The following is an 18260-nucleotide window of genomic DNA, read 5'->3' as shown; positions in this document are numbered from 1 at the left end:
AGAGGATAATTTTGCTCGTTTAGATTTTGTTGATGTCCACATATCCATGCATCACGGCATAGATAGTGAGTGAAGAAACGTTTTTAATTCCTAATTTTTCCTGGATATTCTTGCGATGAGTAATCACGGTAGTGAGTCCGATACATAGTTGATCGGCAATTTCTTTGTTGATTTTGCCTTGTGCTATCAGGGACAGAACTTCGATTTCTCTATCAGTCAACACTTTTTCTTTTGGAGATGAGTCGCCCATCATCGGAATATGTTCACCATGGGGGTGACCTGAATGTTGCAGACTCATCAGTTCCTTGATCAGTTGCGTTTCTGGTACGTTGGTACAGATACAGTGGAAACCTTGCAGTTGCGAGTTGGGATCGTAACTGGGAGTCAGTACGATGGTATGATGGCGATGCTTTTCGTCAATGAAGAAGTAGCGATGCGCCAATACGATAGGCATTGCTACAAAATAGTGCATGAATCGCTCGGGTACACTCGATTCAAATTCACCGAATGTACCGAAGGTTTTGATTCTTACCATCGGAATAGCGCTTTCCAGCAGACTTTTCAGTCCCAATGCTGCCAGCGTATTATTATCTACAATGGCTAGTTCGGGCATTGATTTCCCTGCCATTGCTTTCATCATTTCTTCATTCATTATATCTTCTTTTTTATATATTTATAGGAAAGGGGTCAGGAAGGTGGCTGCAAACCATCCCTTGAATCTCTGCCACCCCGTGCGCCATTCTCTCCAGTTCTTTTCGTTGAGCAGGAAACTGTCTTTCTTCTCTCCATCGAAGAGCTTTACCAGCTGGTCTGTAGTGTAAGGGTCTACAATTACAGCATTCTCTTCGTAATCCCATCTAAGGCTTCTGGCATTGAGATTGGCGCTGCCCACCGTACAGAACTTTCCATCTACCATGATAATCTTGGTATGATGGAAGCCTGGTGTGTACATCCATACATGGCAACCAGCCTTCATCAGCTTATGGGCATTATAGAAACCGCAATCTGGAGTCAATGGAATATCGCTCTTGGTAGAGAGCATGATTTCTACCTTTACGCCTCTTTTTACTGCATTCTTCAGTGCTTTCTTCAGTTTGTGGCTTAGGGTGAAGTAAGGACTGATGAGCTTGATGCTATCCTGTGCGTCGTTGATGGCGTTCACATAGAAATAGCGGATGATATCCTTGGTGATATGGGGCTCACGGTTAATGATGCCTACCGTTTTATGATAGGCGGTAGCAGTGGTGTCGGGTTTGAGATTCTCTACCAGATAATCTTTTTTCTCCTTGCGGTAAAACTCTTCGCCGTCAATATGCTGACCGCTAACCTTGTTCCACATCTTGAGGAATATCTTTTGCAGGGTATTCACCTCGCTACCATCAATGCGGCAGTGCATGTCATGCCATTCGCCTACTACTTCTGTACCATTGATATAATAGTCGGCAACGTTCATACCTCCTGTATATGCAATCTGTCCATCAATGACCACGATTTTACGGTGATCACGGTTGAAGATGGCATGTACCCATGGAAACTTAACCGGTTTGTATTCATATATTTCAATGCCATTGGCACGTATTCTCTTGAGATGCCGTTTGCGCAATGGCTTGTTGTTGGATGAGTTTCCGAATCCGTCATACAAGGCTCTTACCTTTACACCCTCCTTTGCCTTCTCAGCCAGGAGGTCGAAGAGTAGGGAGGCGATGCTGTCGTTGCGGAAGTTGAAGTATTCCAGATGAATGCTGTGTTTGGCTTGACGGATTGCCTGAAACATATCATCAAATTTCTCCTGTCCGCTCATCAGGAGCGTAACAGAATTATCGTGAGAAAAACTCACACCTTTCCCACGAAGCTGATTAACTATCAATGAATCGCTGGTCTGTGCGCTGCACAGCGAACTGGCAAGCATCAGTGTTATCGTTGTTATTATCTCTATGAGTCTCATGTCAACTCCTAATAATCTATTTGCTATAAATTATTAATTATAAATTATTAATTATAAATTATTAATTAAAATCACACCATGCAGGCATAGTGATCAACGATGCCTTTCAAATGATTATCCTTATCTACTACGAGTACTGTATGTACCTTGTACTTATGCATAATGCGCTGAATTTCCGAAATCTTGGTCTTCGGAGTCACCATCTTAGGAGTGGTGGTCATGATGTCGTTCACCGTCTTGTTGAAGAACTCAGCCTGCCATTTCTCCATGGCACGGCGGATATCGCCATCAGTAATCAATCCGATGACACGATTGTCTTCATCAAGCGAGATTCCCAATCCCAGTTTGCCCTTGCTGACGTGGATGATAGCCTCGCCCAGGTGCATCTCCTTAGGGATGATTGGCATATCGTCGCTGCGCATCACATCTTCTGCGGTAGTCAGGAGACGCTTACCTAATTCGCCACCAGGATGGAACTGTGCAAAGTCGCGCGGCTTGAAGTGGCGTACCTGCATCAGTGCTATTGCCAAGGCATCTCCCATCGCCAAAGCCGCAGTGGTACTGCTGGTTGGAGCAAGGTTCAGCGGACAAGCTTCCTTCTTTACCTTTACCGTGATATGGTGATTGGAATATTTCGCCAACAAGGAATTGGGATTTCCCGTAATCGAAATAATAGGCACATTCATGTGGAGTACCATTGGAATGAAGCGAAGCAACTCATCGGTCTGGCCACTGTTGCTCAGTGCCAGAACTACGTCTTTATCTGTCATTACGCCTAAATCACCGTGATATACATCCAGAGGATTGATATAGAAGGCAGGTGTACCTGTTGATGCCAGAGTAGCTGCAATCTTGGCACCTATGTGTCCACTTTTGCCTACACCGGTTACGATAATCTTTCCTTCGCAATGATACATCATATCTACTGCCTTCTCAAAATTACTATCCATATAGGAAATTTGATCGAGTATGGCTTGAGCTTCGTCACGAAGGGCTTGCTCTCCATACGAGCGGACTGTCATGTTGTCAATATCGTTTATCTTGTGATTCATTATTTTCTAAAATAAATGTTCTTTATTGAATGGAACTAATATACTTAGACAAGCAAACTAATATACTTAGACAAGCAAACTAATATACTTAGACAAGTAAACTAATATACTTAGACAAGTAAACTAATATACTTAGACAAGTTAATTAATATACTTTGTTAAGCGAGCAAATCAGCTATGAGAGCCTCCAGCTTGTCTAATTCCAGCATATTGGCAGCGTCACTTTTTCCCTGATCTGGGTCTGGGTGTGCCTCAAAGAAGTAACCGGTTGCGCCGAATGCCTTGGCTGCCATGGCCATGGCTGGTACGAACTTGCGGTCGCCCACGGTTTTGCCATCGCCAGCGCTTGGTCGCTGCACACTGTGAGTGCAGTCCATGATGACATTAGGAACAATCTCCTTCATGTCTGGAATGTTGCGGAAGTCTACTACGAGATTATTGTATCCGAAGCAGTTGCCGCGCTCGGTGAGCCATACTTCCTTGGCACCGCTGTCCAAAGCTTTTTCTACAGGATATTTCATATCTCTTCCGCTCAGGAACTGTGCCTTCTTGATGTTGACAATCTTACCCGTTTTAGCAGCAGAAACCAAAAGATCGGTCTGTCGGCAGAGGAAGGCTGGTATCTGGAGAATATCGCATACTTTGCCTACAGCCTCAGCCTGATAACTCTCATGAATATCTGTGGTGATGCGAAGTCCATACTTTGACTTGATATCGCTGAGCATCTGTAGACCCTTTTCCATACCAGGACCACGGAAAGAGTGGATGCTGGTTCGGTTTGCCTTGTCAAATGATGCTTTGAATATAATGTCGGTTCCTAACTTCTGGTTGATGCGAACGAGTTCCTGAGCTACTGTGTCCAGTAGTTCCATCGACTCGATGACGCATGGTCCTGCTATGAATGTTGCCATAATTATACGTGTTTTATTGTTATTGACTGCAAAGTTATTAAAAAAAGAAGAGAAAAGCAAAGATTCATGAACCTTTTTTGAGATATTATCCTTTGGGGCGTATCTTTTTCAATTTATTATGATGATATTTCAATGAAATTCTGTAAATTTGCAGTGTCTTAGACGTTACTTGGATGAATGTTCTAAGGAAGAAATAGTATTGATTAATAGAATAGTCGAAGATGAAACTGATAGCAGATAGTGGTAGTACCAAGACCGATTGGGCATTGATAAGTGACCAGGGGGATGTGTTGATGACTTGTAATACTCAAGGCATCAATCCGATTCATCAGAGTGATGCTGATATATTGCAGATTCTCTGTGATAAACTAGTGTTGAACGAGCAGCCTCAGGAAGTGTTCTTTTATGGCAGTGGTGTAACTGAGGCGATGAAACCTCGTATGCAGTCCTTGTTGCAGCAGTCTTTCCCGGAAGCTAGGGTAGAAGTGGAAGGTGATATGTTGGGTGCTGCTCGTGCTCTGTTTGGTGATAAACCGGGTATTGCCTGTATCTTGGGTACAGGTGCCAACAGTTGTCTTTATGATGGAAAGAACATCGTTATGAATACTCCGCCGCTGGGTTACATCCTGGGGGATGAGGGTAGTGGAGCTGTATTGGGTAAGCTGTTTCTGAATGGTATCTTCAAGGGAACACTTCCTGCTTCTCTCAAGGAGAAATATCTGGCATGGTCAGGACTTGATTACCCTACTATTATTAATAAGGTATATAAAGAGCCTTTAGCCAATCGCTTTCTGGCTTCTATCTGTCCTTTCATTTCCCAGCAGATAGCCGAGGGAGAGAAACATGAAAACGGTAGCGATGAGCTGAACGAAGCCATGGCGCTCTACCGGATGATATTAAGTAGCTTTGACTTGTTTTACCGTAACAATCTACTTCCTTATATTGATTATGTGAAGGCCAGCGTTGAGGACATCAGCAGGTTGACGTCGGGAGTGAAAGCTTGGGATGTTTCCTTGGGAGAAAACCTGGAACTGGGATTCGTGGGAAGCATTGCCCACTATTTCGAATCGCCTCTCAGAAACGTGATGGAAGATGAACATCACCTGAAGATTGCTCTCATATTAAGAGCCCCAATGAAGGGGCTGATTGCCTTTCATTCTCTTCGGAAAGGGTAAAAGAATGGCTGTGAAGAAAAAGTATCAGAAAACTTAATAATAATGCATCAAAACGTATAAAATGCTACGTTTTGGTGCATTTTTTTTAATAAACCTTGATAGTATAACATTTTATACATACCGTGTTAACATAAAAGTACCCATGCGTGTTTATTTATTATTTATCTTTGCCACCGTGAACTAGCAAAGATAAATCGAGGCATACATTTTCTGGTGTGCGCCCTTTTTTTTGTGTAACATATTCTTTCCCCCAAAAGACAAAAATATGCCCTTGTAACATTCTGTACGTATCAGTTTAACAAAACACTACATAGCTATAGCTGTTTTTTCTTTATCTTTGCAGTATAACTACATAAAACTATAACGATATATATATAAATAATATGAAAAAAATAGTTATGATTTTAGCGGCAGCTGCCCAGTTTGCATGGGCTAGTGCACAAGTGGCACCTGCTGATAGACGTATGACGAAGATGAAACTTACTGCAACCCAGTTGGCACATTATATGGCGCCAGGTGTTAATCTTGGTAATACGATGGAGGCTTGTAATTGGAATGATATCTTTACCAACAACGCCGGGTTAAAGTCGGAGACTTCATGGCAGAATGACAAGACAACTGAAAGTTATATCCAGAGCTTGAAGAAGCTGGGGTTCAACAGCCTTCGCATTCCTACCTCTTGGGTGGCTGGTCATATTGTAGACAAGGAGAAGATGACGATAGACCCTGCTTGGGTGCTTCGTATCAAGGAGATTGTGGATTATGGTCTCAATGCCGGACTCTGTGTCATCATCAACGAACATTGGGATGGCGGTTGGATGGAGCATGATGCTTTTACCAATCAGGCGAATGTTTCAGAACATAAGGAGATGTATCGCAAATTGTGGGTCAATATTGCCAATCAGTTCAAGGACTATGATCAGCGCCTACTTTTTGCAGCATTGAATGAACCTGGAGTAGGTGGGGGCAGTCCACTGGCAAAGGGTGAAATGCTGGCTCCCGACAGCAAGGAGTTTGCCGACAGACTCCTTGAATATGAGCAGGTGTTCCTGGATGCCGTTCGTTCTACCGGTGGCAAGAATGCCAAACGTGTACTCATCATGCAGGGTCCGAAGACGGAGATAGATCTGGCTGAGAAGGATACCTATGATATTGCCCGTCTCAAGGATTCGGCAAAGAACCGGTTGATGGCAGAGGTACATTTCTATGATCCATATATCTTCACCCTGATGGACAAGGATGCCGATTGGGGCAAGGTGGCACTCTACTGGAAGGGACATGCGCCTGCTGACGATCAGGGACGCACCGTCAACACCATCTCGTATAACAATAAAAATGTGGATGCCTATCAGCATATTACCAACCAGGTGATGAAGATGAAGAAGAAGTTCGTGGACAAGGGTTATCCTGTTGTCATCGGTGAATACGGTGCCAACCGCAAGGATGCTTCTCTCTATGGGGGTAATCAGAAACTGCATGATGAAAGTATGATGGCATGGTACAGTTCCGTTACTGCCGAGATACTGAAGGCTGGTCTCATTCCCTACGTTTGGGACATCAACGTGCAGCCTCTTCCTCACATGACGCTCTTCAACCGTGCCAAGGAAGTAGTCTCCGACTCTTATATATTTAAAGGTGTAGTAGATGGTGCTGAGATAGGTATGGAAGATTACCTGAAAATCTATCCGAAACCTTAGAAAAATAGAGGAAAAGCAATAATAAATAAGTATAGTTTTGGTTTAAGTGTCTCTGCTTACCGATGTTCCCGAAATTGCGTCCCGACGTAGCATCTGGTACGTCCCGACGCAGTAACAGATGCGTCACGACGCAGCGCCAGATACGTCGCGATGTAATTTCAGATACATCCTGCCCAGAATCAAGTGAGCCTCACTTGAAACGAGGGAACCGTAGGAATATTGGCTATAAAAATAGTATATTTTGTACTTTGATAAAATAGTATCGGAATTAGACAACAAAGTATCATTTGTTTCGCTGTTTTTGTTGTATCTTTGCCATCGAAAAGAACCAAAATTTAAATTTGATTCATAAAAACATTTTTTAAACCTATAAATTAATAAAGAGCTTATGAAAAAGTTATTTACTTTAGTAGTTGCTGCTTTTGCAGCTTTATCTGTTAGTGCAAAGGAGGATATTGATATTTCCAGTATTGCAACCGACAATGTGGTGACTTTTGCTGGTCAGTGGCAATGGAAGGGTATTAATTATGGTAGTACTGATGAAGCTACCGGAGAAACTACGTATGCTGATAAATCTGCATTCGATTATGTCGTATTTGAGTATACTACTGGTACATGTGCAGAAGTTAATTTGATAGCACAGTATGAAAAGGATGGTACGACAGGTCAGTATGGAGCAAATTATTACACAAGTACGGAAACTAGTACTGTTTTCCCGGCCGGTGGTATCTTGGCAGTTAAACTTGATGCAGCTCATTCTAAGACGATGAATGCTGTTGCTCTTCAGAATAGAAATACTGTTGGTGCTATTACCATTAAGGCTGCTTACTTTGCAAGCGAGGCTGAATATGAAGAAGCTAAGGCTGCTGCCGATAAGATTGAAAAGACTTTTGATATTGATGCAACCGGTGGTACTCATGAGTTGAAAGCTAAAGATTATGGCTGGGATAGCAAATGGTTGGATAAGGATGTTTCTGCATTCAATACTTTGGTCTTTGAAATTGCTTCTGTTGATGGTCATGGTCAGATTGCTCTTCAGGGAAAACTTCTTGATGGTGCTGATGTAAACTTTAATCAGGATTTGCCTGCTTCTACCGAAGCTAAGACTTATATGGTAGATATCTCAAAATGGGGTAAGCTTTCTCAGTATGCATACCAGAATCTTAATAAGCCTGATGGCGAGCAGTATACTAAAGATGATATTGAGGTTACAAAAATTGTAGTTACTAAGGTTTATCTGACAAGTAAGACGGTTGAAGAATTGACTACAGGAACAGGTATTTCTAACGCAGTAGTTGCTTCTAAGGTAAATGCTAACGCTCCGATTTATAACCTTGCAGGTCAGAAGGTGAACAAGTCTTACAAGGGAGTTGTTATCCAGAACGGTAAGAAGTTTGTTCAAAAATAATAAGGACAACTTTTAAAATAAAGTAAAATAAGGAGGGTGGAGGAATTTCTCTACCCTCTTTTTGTTGCTTTTTCTTTAGAAAACTAGAAAAATGTAAAATGCTATATAAAATCAGCAAAAAAGTATCATAATTTGTGATAATAAAGTAGTATCTTTGTACCCGAATAACAGAATTACTTCCCTTTATTCTAATGGGTAAACAACTAATTTTAAAATAAATTTAAACTTAATAGATAATAAATTATGAGTCACAACAGATTAAATTCTAAGTGCAAGTCTGTCATAGGCAGACCTCTTGCACTCTCCTTGATGATGTTGTTGCCATTGACAGCTTCCGCCCAAAGTAAGGTGACAGGTACTGTTACCGATGCTAATGGTGAAACCGTAATTGGTGCGACCGTTAAAATCAAGGGTGTTAAAGGTGCGGGTACTGTAACTGACTTGGATGGTAAATTCTCTATCAATGCCAAGCCAGGACAGACTCTTGAAATTTCTTATGTTGGTTATTCCAATAAAACCGCTAAAGTACCTGCTAATGGTAAAATCAGTATTGTGATGACCGAAGACACTCACTCGCTCAACGAGGTGGTTGTTGTAGGTTATGGTACCATGAAACGTTCAGATTTGACAGGTTCTGTATCCAGCATTGATGAAAAGGCTATTAAACAAGGTGTTAATACCAGTATGGAACAAGCCATGCAGGGACGTATTGCCGGTGTTCAGGTAACCCAGAACTCTGGTGCTCCTGGTGGTGGTATCTCTGTGCAGATTCGTGGTATTAACTCTTTTAATGGTAATGAACCTCTTTATGTCATCGATGGTATTCCTGTAAGTGGTAATACCAGCAGTAATACTTCCGTATTGGCAAGTATCAACCCTTCGGATATTACCTCTATTGAGGTTTTGAAGGATGCGTCAGCCACAGCCATCTATGGTTCCCGTGCCTCTAATGGTGTCGTTCTCGTAACTACCAAGCGTGGTCAGGATGGTAAGGCGCAGGTTTCTTATGACGGTTATATCGGTTGGCAGGCTATTCCTGAATACCTTGATGTGATGAACCTTAAGGAGTATGCCGATTTCTATAATGCTCGTCAGGAAGCTCGTGGTTATGGTATACGCGAGGACTTTAAGGATCCTTCACTTTTGACCGATGGAACCAATTGGCAGAAGGAACTCTTCCAGACTGCTTTCATGCAGAATCATGCAATAAACGTAAGTGGTGGTAATAAGGACATGCATTACTCTCTCTCTGGCGGTTATCTCGACCAGGATGGTGTAGGTATTGGTTCCGGCTTTACACGTGCCAGCTTCCGTGCAAATTTTGATACCAATATTAATAAGTGGGTTCAGGTTGGTTTTAATACAGCCTATTCTAATACAAAGCAGACCTTGACTTTCTCTGAGAATGATGTCATCAATACTGCTTTGAACCAGTTCCCTGATGTTGCTGCCCGCAACCCTGATGGCAGTTATGGTGTGCCTGAGGCTAACGATTTCAATACTTCATACAGCAACCCAATCTTTGAGGCTAACATGAAGGAAAACCGTACAAACAACTATCAGTTGGATTACAATGTATTCGCTAACATCAAGCCTGTCAAGGGATTAAATATCCGTATCGAATATGGTGGTAACCGTGGTTGGGGTAACTCTTACTACTTTATTCCAGACTATTCCTATGGTAATATTAAGGTAGAGAGTCAGAGTACACGTACCAAGACCTTGAGTAAATATAGCTCATTCAAGCAGTATGCTACCTATGACTTTGATCCATTCAAGAACAATCATTTCCAGATCATGTTGGGTCATGAGGCTCAATGGGGTACTTGGGAGAGTCTGTCTGGTTCTCGCAAGGGCTATATTTCTGATACCCTTCATTCATTGAGTATTGGTGACTCTTCTACAGCAACCAACTCTGGTGATGATGGTACACCATGGGCTATTGAGTCTTACTTTGGCCGTTTGAACTATAATCTCCTGGACCGTTACCTGTTGACAGCTACTCTTCGTACCGATGGTTCTTCATCCTTCGGTAAGAACAACCGTTGGGGTTGGTTCCCATCTGCAGCTTTGGCTTGGCGTATCACACAGGAGCCATTCATGAAGGATGTAAAATGGTTGAGCAACTGGAAACTTCGTCTTGGATGGGGTCTTGTTGGTAACCAGAGCACAGGTTCTTTTGCTTATGGCGCTACAATGAACAATGTGTCAACCGCATGGGGTACAGGTTATTATCCTGCTCGTTTCCCAAATCCTGACTTGAAGTGGGAAAGTACCAACTCATGGAATGTGGGTATGGACTTTGCATTCCTCGATAACCGCATCGAATTCATCGTAGATGCTTATTTGAAGAAAACTGATAACCTCTTGATGGAGGCAGCTCTTCCTTCATACGTCATCAATAACGATTGGCAGGGTATGAGTGCTCCTTGGGTGAACACTGGTTCTATCGAGAATAAAGGTATTGAGTTTACCTTGAACACCGTGAATATCAATAAGGGCGATTGGTCTTGGCGCACAGGTGCCACGCTCTCTATCAACCGCAACAAGTTGACTGCCCTCAACAGTGACGATGCCACCATCTCTGGTAAAATCGGTACAGAGACCTTGACTTTGTCAAAGATCGGTGGACCTGTAGGGCGTTTCTATGGATATAATGTAATCGGTATGTACAAGACAGCCGACGACTTCTATCAGAAGAACAGCAAGGGTGAGTTCTTGCTTGATGCTGCTGGCAACAAGGTTCCTACTCCACGTCCTGCCGATGGCGATGGCAACATGTATCCTATTGCCCCTAACAGCATTTGGGTAGGTGATTATATTTTCGAGGATGTCAATGGCGATGGTAAGATTGATAACAACGACCGTACCTTTATTGGTGATCCTAACCCAGACTTTACCTTCGGTTTGAACAACACCATTACATGGAAGAACTTCGACTTTAGCTTCTTCATCAATGGTAGTGTGGGTGGTGACATCTACAACTATGTTCGTCAGGGTCATACCAATCCTGAGAAGTATGGTAACATGATGAAGGAAGTAGCCGGTTATGCAAAGGTTGGTCTGATTGACCCTAATGGTTCGGCTACAGATATTAATAATGTATATGTCACCAATCCTGATTTAGCTACAGCACAGCGTATCAGTACTGCTGGTCAGAATCAGAACGACAACAACCGTGTAAGTAGCCGTTTCATAGAAGATGGTTCTTATCTCCGCTTGAAGTCAATCTCTCTGACTTACAACTTCCCTAAGAAGTGGTTGGCTCCATTGCAGATCCAAAGTTTGTCTATCTATGGTAATATTCAGAACTTGTTTACCATCACGGGTTACGACGGCTATGATCCAGAGATTGGTGCCAATGGTCAGAGTGTAATCTTGCAGAATATTGATAACTATCGTTATCCATCACAGAGAATCTACACCTTCGGTTTGAAGTTGGCGTTCTAAGTGCTCTGATTTAATCAATATACATTTATATATATTAAAATAGGATATAATATGAATACAAAACATATATTTCTGGCTTCTGCCTTGGCAGCTTCTGCGCTTATGACTACCAGTTGTAGCTCAGACTTCCTGGACAAGACACCTAGCGGCAATTACACAGCGCCAACTTATTATTCTTCGGATGCTGCTGTGAGAAAAGGTGTGGAGCCTCTTTATAACAAGGCATGGTTTAACTTTAACCGTCGTGCCTTAATCGGTATGGGATCTTTCCGTGCCAATGATGGATGGAATCCATATGTAAGTGCAGAATTTGCTAATTTCAAGGTTACTGCCCTGACAGAAGATCTTAGCCTTGCCTGGTCTGCACTCTATAATGTTGTGACCATGAGTAATGCAACCCTTTCCAATTTGCAGGAGTATTGTACTGGTAGCGTTACCCCTTCAGTTAAGGAAGCTGCTGAGGGCGAATGCTATCTGATGCGTGGTTGGGCTTACTTCTATCTGCTCCGTGGTTGGGGTGACAACATCCTTTTTGAGGACAACAATAAGTTGGTTCAGAATCCAAACCAGCCATTGAATACAGAGGCTGATGTACTGAAGTTCATCATCCGTGACTTCCGTAAGGCTGCAGAATTGTTGCCTGAGGCTGGAAGCAATCATCACCCTTCTAAATATGCAGCTAAGGCAGCCTTGGCTAAGGCTCTCCTGGCACAGAGTGGTTGGGAAGAGGGTTCTACCGTTGATCATCAGCGCAATGAAGAGACTTTGCGAGAGGTGAAGAAACTTTGCGATGAGGTAATCAATAGCGGCCAGTATTCTCTGATGAGTAACTATGAGGATCTTTTCAAGGCTCAGAACAATGACAACAGTGAAACCGTTCTTGCCATGCGTTGGGCTAGTCCAAACTCTGGTGAGTGGGGTGCAATGAATGCTACTTATTCCGATTTGGCATTCCCAGAAGTAACAGATGTGAATGTATGGGGTGGTAGCTTGTCACCTTCATGCGATATGCTTGATTATTACAATGAAGATCCAGCCGATTCTATCCGTCGCAAGGCTACCTGGTTCTCTCCAAATTGCTATTATAGCTATATCAAGAAGGCTGATGGTGGTTATACCTACAAGCACAATTGGATGCAGTGCAAGAAGGGTGTGCTTGGAACAAAGAATGATGTAGAGCCGGCAGCACTTGCTCAGATGGCTTCACCATTGAATACCTATATCCAGCGTTTGGCTGATGTATACCTGATGAAGGCTGAAGCTATTCTCGGTAATAATGAGAGTACCTCTGATCCTGAGGCTTTGGCTGCTTTTGATGCCGTTCATAATCGAGCTCGTGTTGAAGCTGTTCATCCTACAAGCATCACATTGAAGGATCTTATCCGTGAGCGTCGCATCGAATTCTGTATGGAGTATTTCAACTGGTGGGATATGGTGACATGGTATCGCTGGAAACCACAGACTATGTTGAACTTCTTCAACCGTCAGCAGCATCGTGCTTTTGAAATTCGTGAAAATTCTCTTTATAGAAATTCTAACGGCACATTCTCTTATCGTGTGATTCCACCTGGTACAGGAACCTGGTACATCGCTGATGAGGAGGGACATGTATATTGGAATGACAGATTAACTGTGAGCGAAAGTGATAATACAATCATAGCTTCTGGTGACAAATATTCCTATAATGTCAACGAGTTGGTTGCTAAGTATGTTTCAGGTTATCAGCCTGTTGTTCTCTCTGAGAATAATATCTTCATGCCTTATCCTGAGAGTGATGTTATCCAGAATAAGTACTTGAGCATGCCTGCCCAGCCTTATGATTTCACCTGGGATGTAGAAAAATAAGAGTAAAGACAATATTTAATAGATAATTATCTTATGAATAAGAATATAATTAAACATAGATTCGGCTTGTTAGCATTGCTTTTGCTGGCAATGTTGTCCATCACCATTACTTCTTGTAAGGATGATGAGGAAGGCTATGGTACTCCTGAGATTACAGGTATCCGTGCTTGTGATCCGGCTAAGGCTGACAGCTTGTTCAGCAAGGCGGGTTGCGGTTCGGTCATTGCTGTAATGGGTCATAATCTCAGTGATGTACGTAATGTATATATCAATGACCAGAATGTAAGTTTCAACTCTACAATGAATACTCCTCACAGTCTCATTGTTACCATTCCTACAGAGGAAAAAGGTTTTAAGTTGACTGCTTTCAACAGTGATTTGAAGGATGAACTTCGTATCGAGACCTCTCATGGTACTGCCACCTACCAGTTTAAGGTGTTGGCTCCTGGTCCTATTGCTTCACGTATTGCCGCAGTCTATCCTCGTGAGGCTGGTAATGTGATGAAGGTTTATGGTTACAATCTCGTGGATATCGAGAAGGTATATATCACTGATGTAACAGGCGATGAACTTGATGAACAGGTTTGGGAAGATAATGAGGTTCCTGGCAATCATATTGCTTGTGATTTCAATATCGAAAAGGCTGATCATGCCATCAATCCTGAAAACCAGGCTTATCGTACAACTTCTATCGTTGGTGTAACCGTTCCTGAGGGTGCACCTGAGCACGGAGCTCTGGTTTTGCAGTGTGCAGCTGGTACAGTTTATCTTAACTTCAACTACTTGCCAGGCAAACCTGTAATCAATAGTTGCTCTAACGATATGCCAGAGATTGGTGAGACCTTGGTTTTGACAGGTCGTGACTTTACTCAGATTGACCAGATTACTTATGGTAATGTGGTATTGAAGCAGGCTGATGGTGACTATACTGTTGCAGAATCAGAAGACTCTATCTTTATTCCATTCAAGCAAAAACCAGCTGTAGAGGGTAATAATATGGTTTTGACAATAACCAATCCTGCAGGTTCTGCTAGCGTAGACCGTTTCTACGATTATTCAACCATCCTGACCACCTTCGATGGCGATGCTACAGATAATGGTTGGGGACCAAATGCTTCTTATGTGGATGCAGGTAATGCCGATGGTAAGTATGCTCACATTGATGTTGCTACAGAATATCAGCAGTGGTGGGGAACCATGATCTATTTCCGCAAGGATTGGAGTGGTAATTCTTTCTCATTCTCTGATAACATTCCTGCTTCAGCTACGGCTGACGAACTTTATTTCACCATGAATGTTTATGATGCAGGTGATTACAACAATGGTTCTTATTGGGGTTATCTCCGTTATCTGATACAGCCATTGGGCGATGCAGAAAACCAGTATAACAACTTTGAATGGCCTGATGGTGGTTATGACTCTAATCCACAGGTAGGTAACTATCCTGATGGTCCTGTTCTTCAGGATATCAATGGTAAGTTCTACAAGAAAAAGTGGTATCGTGCCGTTGTTCCATTGAGCAAGTTCAATTGCTATGCAGGCAAGGATTTCTCTGCTATCAAGTCTGTTGGTTTGAATCAGTTCCGCATCCAGAGCATCAACGAGAGTACTACTTCTGGTAAGCTTGATGTGAAATTTGATAATATCCGTGTGATTTACATTCCAAAAAAGTAAAAACTGAAAAATTATGAAATTAAAAAATATATTTAGTTTCGCACTCCTCTTCGTTGCAGCTCTCTTCATGAGCTGCAGCGACAGCGATGATAATAATGCTGCTACAGGATTAACCATCACCAATGATGGTGTAACAATAGAGTCTCTCTCTATGCCTTTGGGTGAGTCGTCTGTGATGCTCGGTGTCAATACTGATGCAGAATGGACAGTTTCTGTTCCCGAGGCAGATGCCAGCTGGATCAGTGTGACTCCTCACGAAGGTTACGGATGGAATATTTCTGATTCTACAGCATCCAACTACCGTTCTTATTTTAAGGTCACTACCCAAAAGAATACAGAAGCTCCACGTACTTCTACTCTTACCATCACAGCTGGTGGTCTGACTAAGGTCATTACCGTAAATCAGGCAGGTATTTCCGGAATTGATGACGGTCATGAGAGTGCATGGGAAATGGTTGAGAATTTTGTTCTCGGTTACAACTTGGGTAACACCATGGATTCTTGTCCTTATGGAAACTGGTGGAAGCCAGAGGAGAAAACTGTTGCAGACTGGGAAAAGGCTTGGGGACAGCCACAGATAACCAAGGAAACTATCCAGACCCTCAAGGCTAAGGGATTCAATGCGCTTCGCTTGCCTGTAACATGGCATCCTCACATTGCCAAGTTCTCTAAGACCTATACCAAGGATGAGGATTATGCTATCGATGTAGAATGGATGGCTCGTGTAAAGGAAATCGTAAAAATGATTAATGATGAGGGTATGTACTGCATTGTTAATATCCAGCATGATGCCGGTGCTAACAATGGTAGCGGTGACCCTAACTCAGCATGGCTTCACGCAGATAATGACTATGAGAATGTAACCAAGATCTATCAGGCTATCTGGAAGCAGATTGCTACAGAAATGAAAGATTTTGATGACAAGGTTATCTTTGAGTCATTTAATGAAATTCTGAATGCCAAATCTAGTTGGACTGTACCAGCTGCAGGAGATATTGCATTCGAAACTATCAATAAGTTGCAGCAGGATTTCGTTAACGTGGTTCGAGCTACTGGTGGAAACAATGAGTATCGAAATCTTTTGATTTCTTGTTATGGAGATGGTGGTTCTTCTGATGTCTCTGTCAATGCGATGGCTGTTCCTACAGATACTCATCCAAACCATATTTGTGCTACATTCCATAGCTATGATCCTTATTGGTTCTGTAACGGAAACCGTCATAAAGAGGGTGAGAGTGCTGATGCCAAGAAGGAGATTGATGAAAACGAGAAGTATTACATCTATGATTTCGGTGATGACCAGAAGGCTGAAATCAAGGCTATCTTCAATCGTGTAGATAAGAAGTGCGGTGCTCTTGGAATTCCTTATTTCTTCGGTGAGTTCGGTGCTCTCGGTGATCATCCAGAGATGACAGAGCGTGCTAAGTATGCGGATTATGTCACTTCTTTGTGCAATGAGTATAAGACTGCTGCTTTCTGGTGGATGGGCTTGCTCGACCGCAGTACTAATACATGGCTTGAGGACGAGGCTCCAATTGTTGATGCATTGGTGAAGAATCGTGTTAAGTAAATCGTATTTAATTTAATAATAATTGGGTGGAAATATCTGGCGGCGGCTAGATTTTCCACCTTTTTTTTATGCTTTGAAAAGAAAGTGTAATCATTTAGCAAAATAGTACAAGGGTTATAGAAAGATTTATGTTAACTTTGCAACCGTAAAACTTGACAGTGTAACTAACAATATGGACATAAAAATGAAGAATAGTAATGCAAAGGTTTTTAAGTTAATAATTATAAGTGTTCTGATAAGTGCGCTGGGTTCTTTGAACCTTCGCGCACAAATCAGAGGCAACAACATTGTGGTTTCGGTTACTCCTGATCATCAGAATTGGAACTACAAGGTAGGTGAGAAAGCTAACTTCACCGTCAATGTGAGAAAAAGCGGAACGCTTCTCGATAACGTCAAGATAGACTACGAAGCTGGTCCGGCAATGTTTCCGGAAGTGAAGAAGAGTGCTGTTCTGAAAGACGGAACCATGAAATGGAGTGGGGCGCTCAAGCAGCCGGGCTTCTATCGCTTCAAGGTGATAGCTCATGTAGATGGTAAGAATTATGAGGGACTTTGTACTGCAGGTTTCTCTCCAGAAAAGATCCTGCCGTTTGCCAAGGAACCGAAAGACTTTGATGCTTTCTGGAAGAAGGCATTGGATGAGGCAAGACAGAATGACCTCAATCCTACCAAGGTGCTCCTTCCAGAGCGTTGTACCAAGGATAAGAATGTATATGAAATCAGCTATAACAACAACCGCTGGGGCTCTAAGATGTATGGCATCCTGAGTGTTCCGGTCAAGGAAGGTAAATATCCTGCTCTTCTCCGTGTTCCTGGTGCCGGTGTCCGCCCTTATGCTGGCGATACCTATACAGCTCCTGCTGAGTGCATCGTGCTCGAAATCGGTATTCACGGTGTTCCTGTTACCATGGAGCAGAAGGTATATGATGATCTTGCCAATGGTGAACTGAATGGTTACTGGGATACCAATCTCGAAAATCCGAACCGCAACTCTTATAAGAGAGTCGTAACCGGTGCTGTCCGTGGTGTGGATTATATCGCTTCCCTTCCAGAATGGAATGGCAAGACCATAGGTGTGACCGGTTCTTCACAGGGTGGATTCCTTTCTATCGCAGTGGCAGCTCTCGATAAGCGCATCACTTTCCTGGCTCCTGTTCATGATGCTATGTGCGATTATGAGGCTGAGATTCACGGAGTTGCAGGCGGTTGGCCTCACTACTTCTATGCGGAAGACAAGGCACAGGGTGCTGCCTGGAAAGAGCAGAAACTGACTGATTTGGAGAAGGCGCGCCTCGAAGGAGCCCGCTATTATGATGGTGCCAACTTCGCCCGTCGCATCACTTGTCCGGGTTGGTATAGCTTCGGATATAATGACGAGGTGGTTCCTCCTACATCATCTTACGGACTTTACAATAGCGTAAAGGCTCCTAAGACCTTGAGTCTCTATCAGATGACAGGACATTTTTGGTATCAGGAGCAGTGGGATGAATGGCAGCGATTCATCGAAGCGCAGCTTCGAAAGTGAAGAGTGAA

General features: G+C 42.8%; 12 protein-coding genes. 8 read left to right on the top strand and 4 right to left on the bottom strand.

Translation table 11 applies throughout. The features are described from left to right. Positions 1-19 precede the first annotated feature (19 nt). The 4 genes from ACQRBJ_RS05695 to kdsA all read right to left on the bottom strand — a co-directional run bounded on the left by ACQRBJ_RS05695 (position 20) and on the right by kdsA (position 3908). Positions 20-652, bottom strand: a complete 633-nt coding sequence (locus tag ACQRBJ_RS05695) for a response regulator transcription factor (RefSeq protein ID WP_445303059.1) — start codon at positions 650-652, stop codon at positions 20-22. A 21-nt stretch (positions 653-673) separates the two neighbouring features. Beyond that, entirely contained in the window at positions 674-1945 is a 1272-nt protein-coding gene (gene cls, locus ACQRBJ_RS05690) for a cardiolipin synthase (protein WP_445303058.1), read from the bottom strand. Positions 1946-2016: 71 nt separating this feature from the next. Further along, positions 2017-2997 (bottom strand): KpsF/GutQ family sugar-phosphate isomerase, encoded by a 981-nt coding sequence (locus ACQRBJ_RS05685; protein ID WP_153125880.1) that lies wholly within the window; start codon positions 2995-2997, stop codon positions 2017-2019. Positions 2998-3155: 158 nt separating this feature from the next. Next, positions 3156-3908 (bottom strand): 3-deoxy-8-phosphooctulonate synthase, encoded by a 753-nt coding sequence (gene kdsA / locus ACQRBJ_RS05680; protein WP_445303057.1) that lies wholly within the window; start codon positions 3906-3908, stop codon positions 3156-3158. A 221-nt stretch (positions 3909-4129) separates the two neighbouring features. Between kdsA and ACQRBJ_RS05675 the strand changes: the two genes are divergently transcribed. From ACQRBJ_RS05675 to ACQRBJ_RS05640, 8 genes are all read left to right on the top strand, one after another. Next, positions 4130-5083, top strand: a complete 954-nt coding sequence (locus tag ACQRBJ_RS05675) for an ATPase (RefSeq protein ID WP_445303056.1) — start codon at positions 4130-4132, stop codon at positions 5081-5083. A gap of 383 nt (positions 5084-5466) precedes the next feature. After that, positions 5467-6780, top strand: a complete 1314-nt coding sequence (locus ACQRBJ_RS05670) for a glycoside hydrolase family 5 protein (protein WP_445303055.1) — start codon at positions 5467-5469, stop codon at positions 6778-6780. A gap of 388 nt (positions 6781-7168) precedes the next feature. Further along, positions 7169-8188 (top strand): hypothetical protein, encoded by a 1020-nt coding sequence (locus tag ACQRBJ_RS05665; protein WP_445303054.1) that lies wholly within the window; start codon positions 7169-7171, stop codon positions 8186-8188. Between the two features lie 243 nt (positions 8189-8431). Then, positions 8432-11638: a SusC/RagA family TonB-linked outer membrane protein gene (locus tag ACQRBJ_RS05660; protein WP_445303053.1), complete on the top strand. Its 3207-nt coding sequence runs from the start codon at positions 8432-8434 to the stop codon at positions 11636-11638. A gap of 51 nt (positions 11639-11689) precedes the next feature. After that, the gene (locus ACQRBJ_RS05655; RefSeq protein ID WP_445303052.1) at positions 11690-13483 is read left to right on the top strand and encodes a RagB/SusD family nutrient uptake outer membrane protein; all 1794 of its coding nucleotides are present in this window, start codon (positions 11690-11692) and stop codon (positions 13481-13483) included. A 33-nt stretch (positions 13484-13516) separates the two neighbouring features. After that, positions 13517-15157, top strand: a complete 1641-nt coding sequence (locus ACQRBJ_RS05650; RefSeq protein ID WP_445303051.1) for a glycan-binding surface protein — start codon at positions 13517-13519, stop codon at positions 15155-15157. Between the two features lie 13 nt (positions 15158-15170). Next, positions 15171-16727 carry a cellulase family glycosylhydrolase gene (locus ACQRBJ_RS05645; RefSeq protein ID WP_445303050.1) on the top strand — a complete coding sequence of 519 codons (1557 nt, stop codon included), beginning with the start codon at positions 15171-15173 and terminating at the stop codon, positions 16725-16727. Positions 16728-16911: 184 nt separating this feature from the next. Then, complete coding sequence (locus ACQRBJ_RS05640; RefSeq protein ID WP_445303049.1) at positions 16912-18252, top strand: acetylxylan esterase; 1341 nt, start codon at positions 16912-16914, stop codon at positions 18250-18252. Positions 18253-18260 lie beyond the last annotated feature (8 nt).

It is taken from the genome of Prevotella sp. SGI.167, assembly GCF_050313615.1.
Lineage (GTDB): Bacteria > Bacteroidota > Bacteroidia > Bacteroidales > Bacteroidaceae > Prevotella.
The sequence above is the reverse complement of the archived record's forward strand: the minus strand, read 5'-3'. Positions and strand labels throughout refer to the sequence as shown.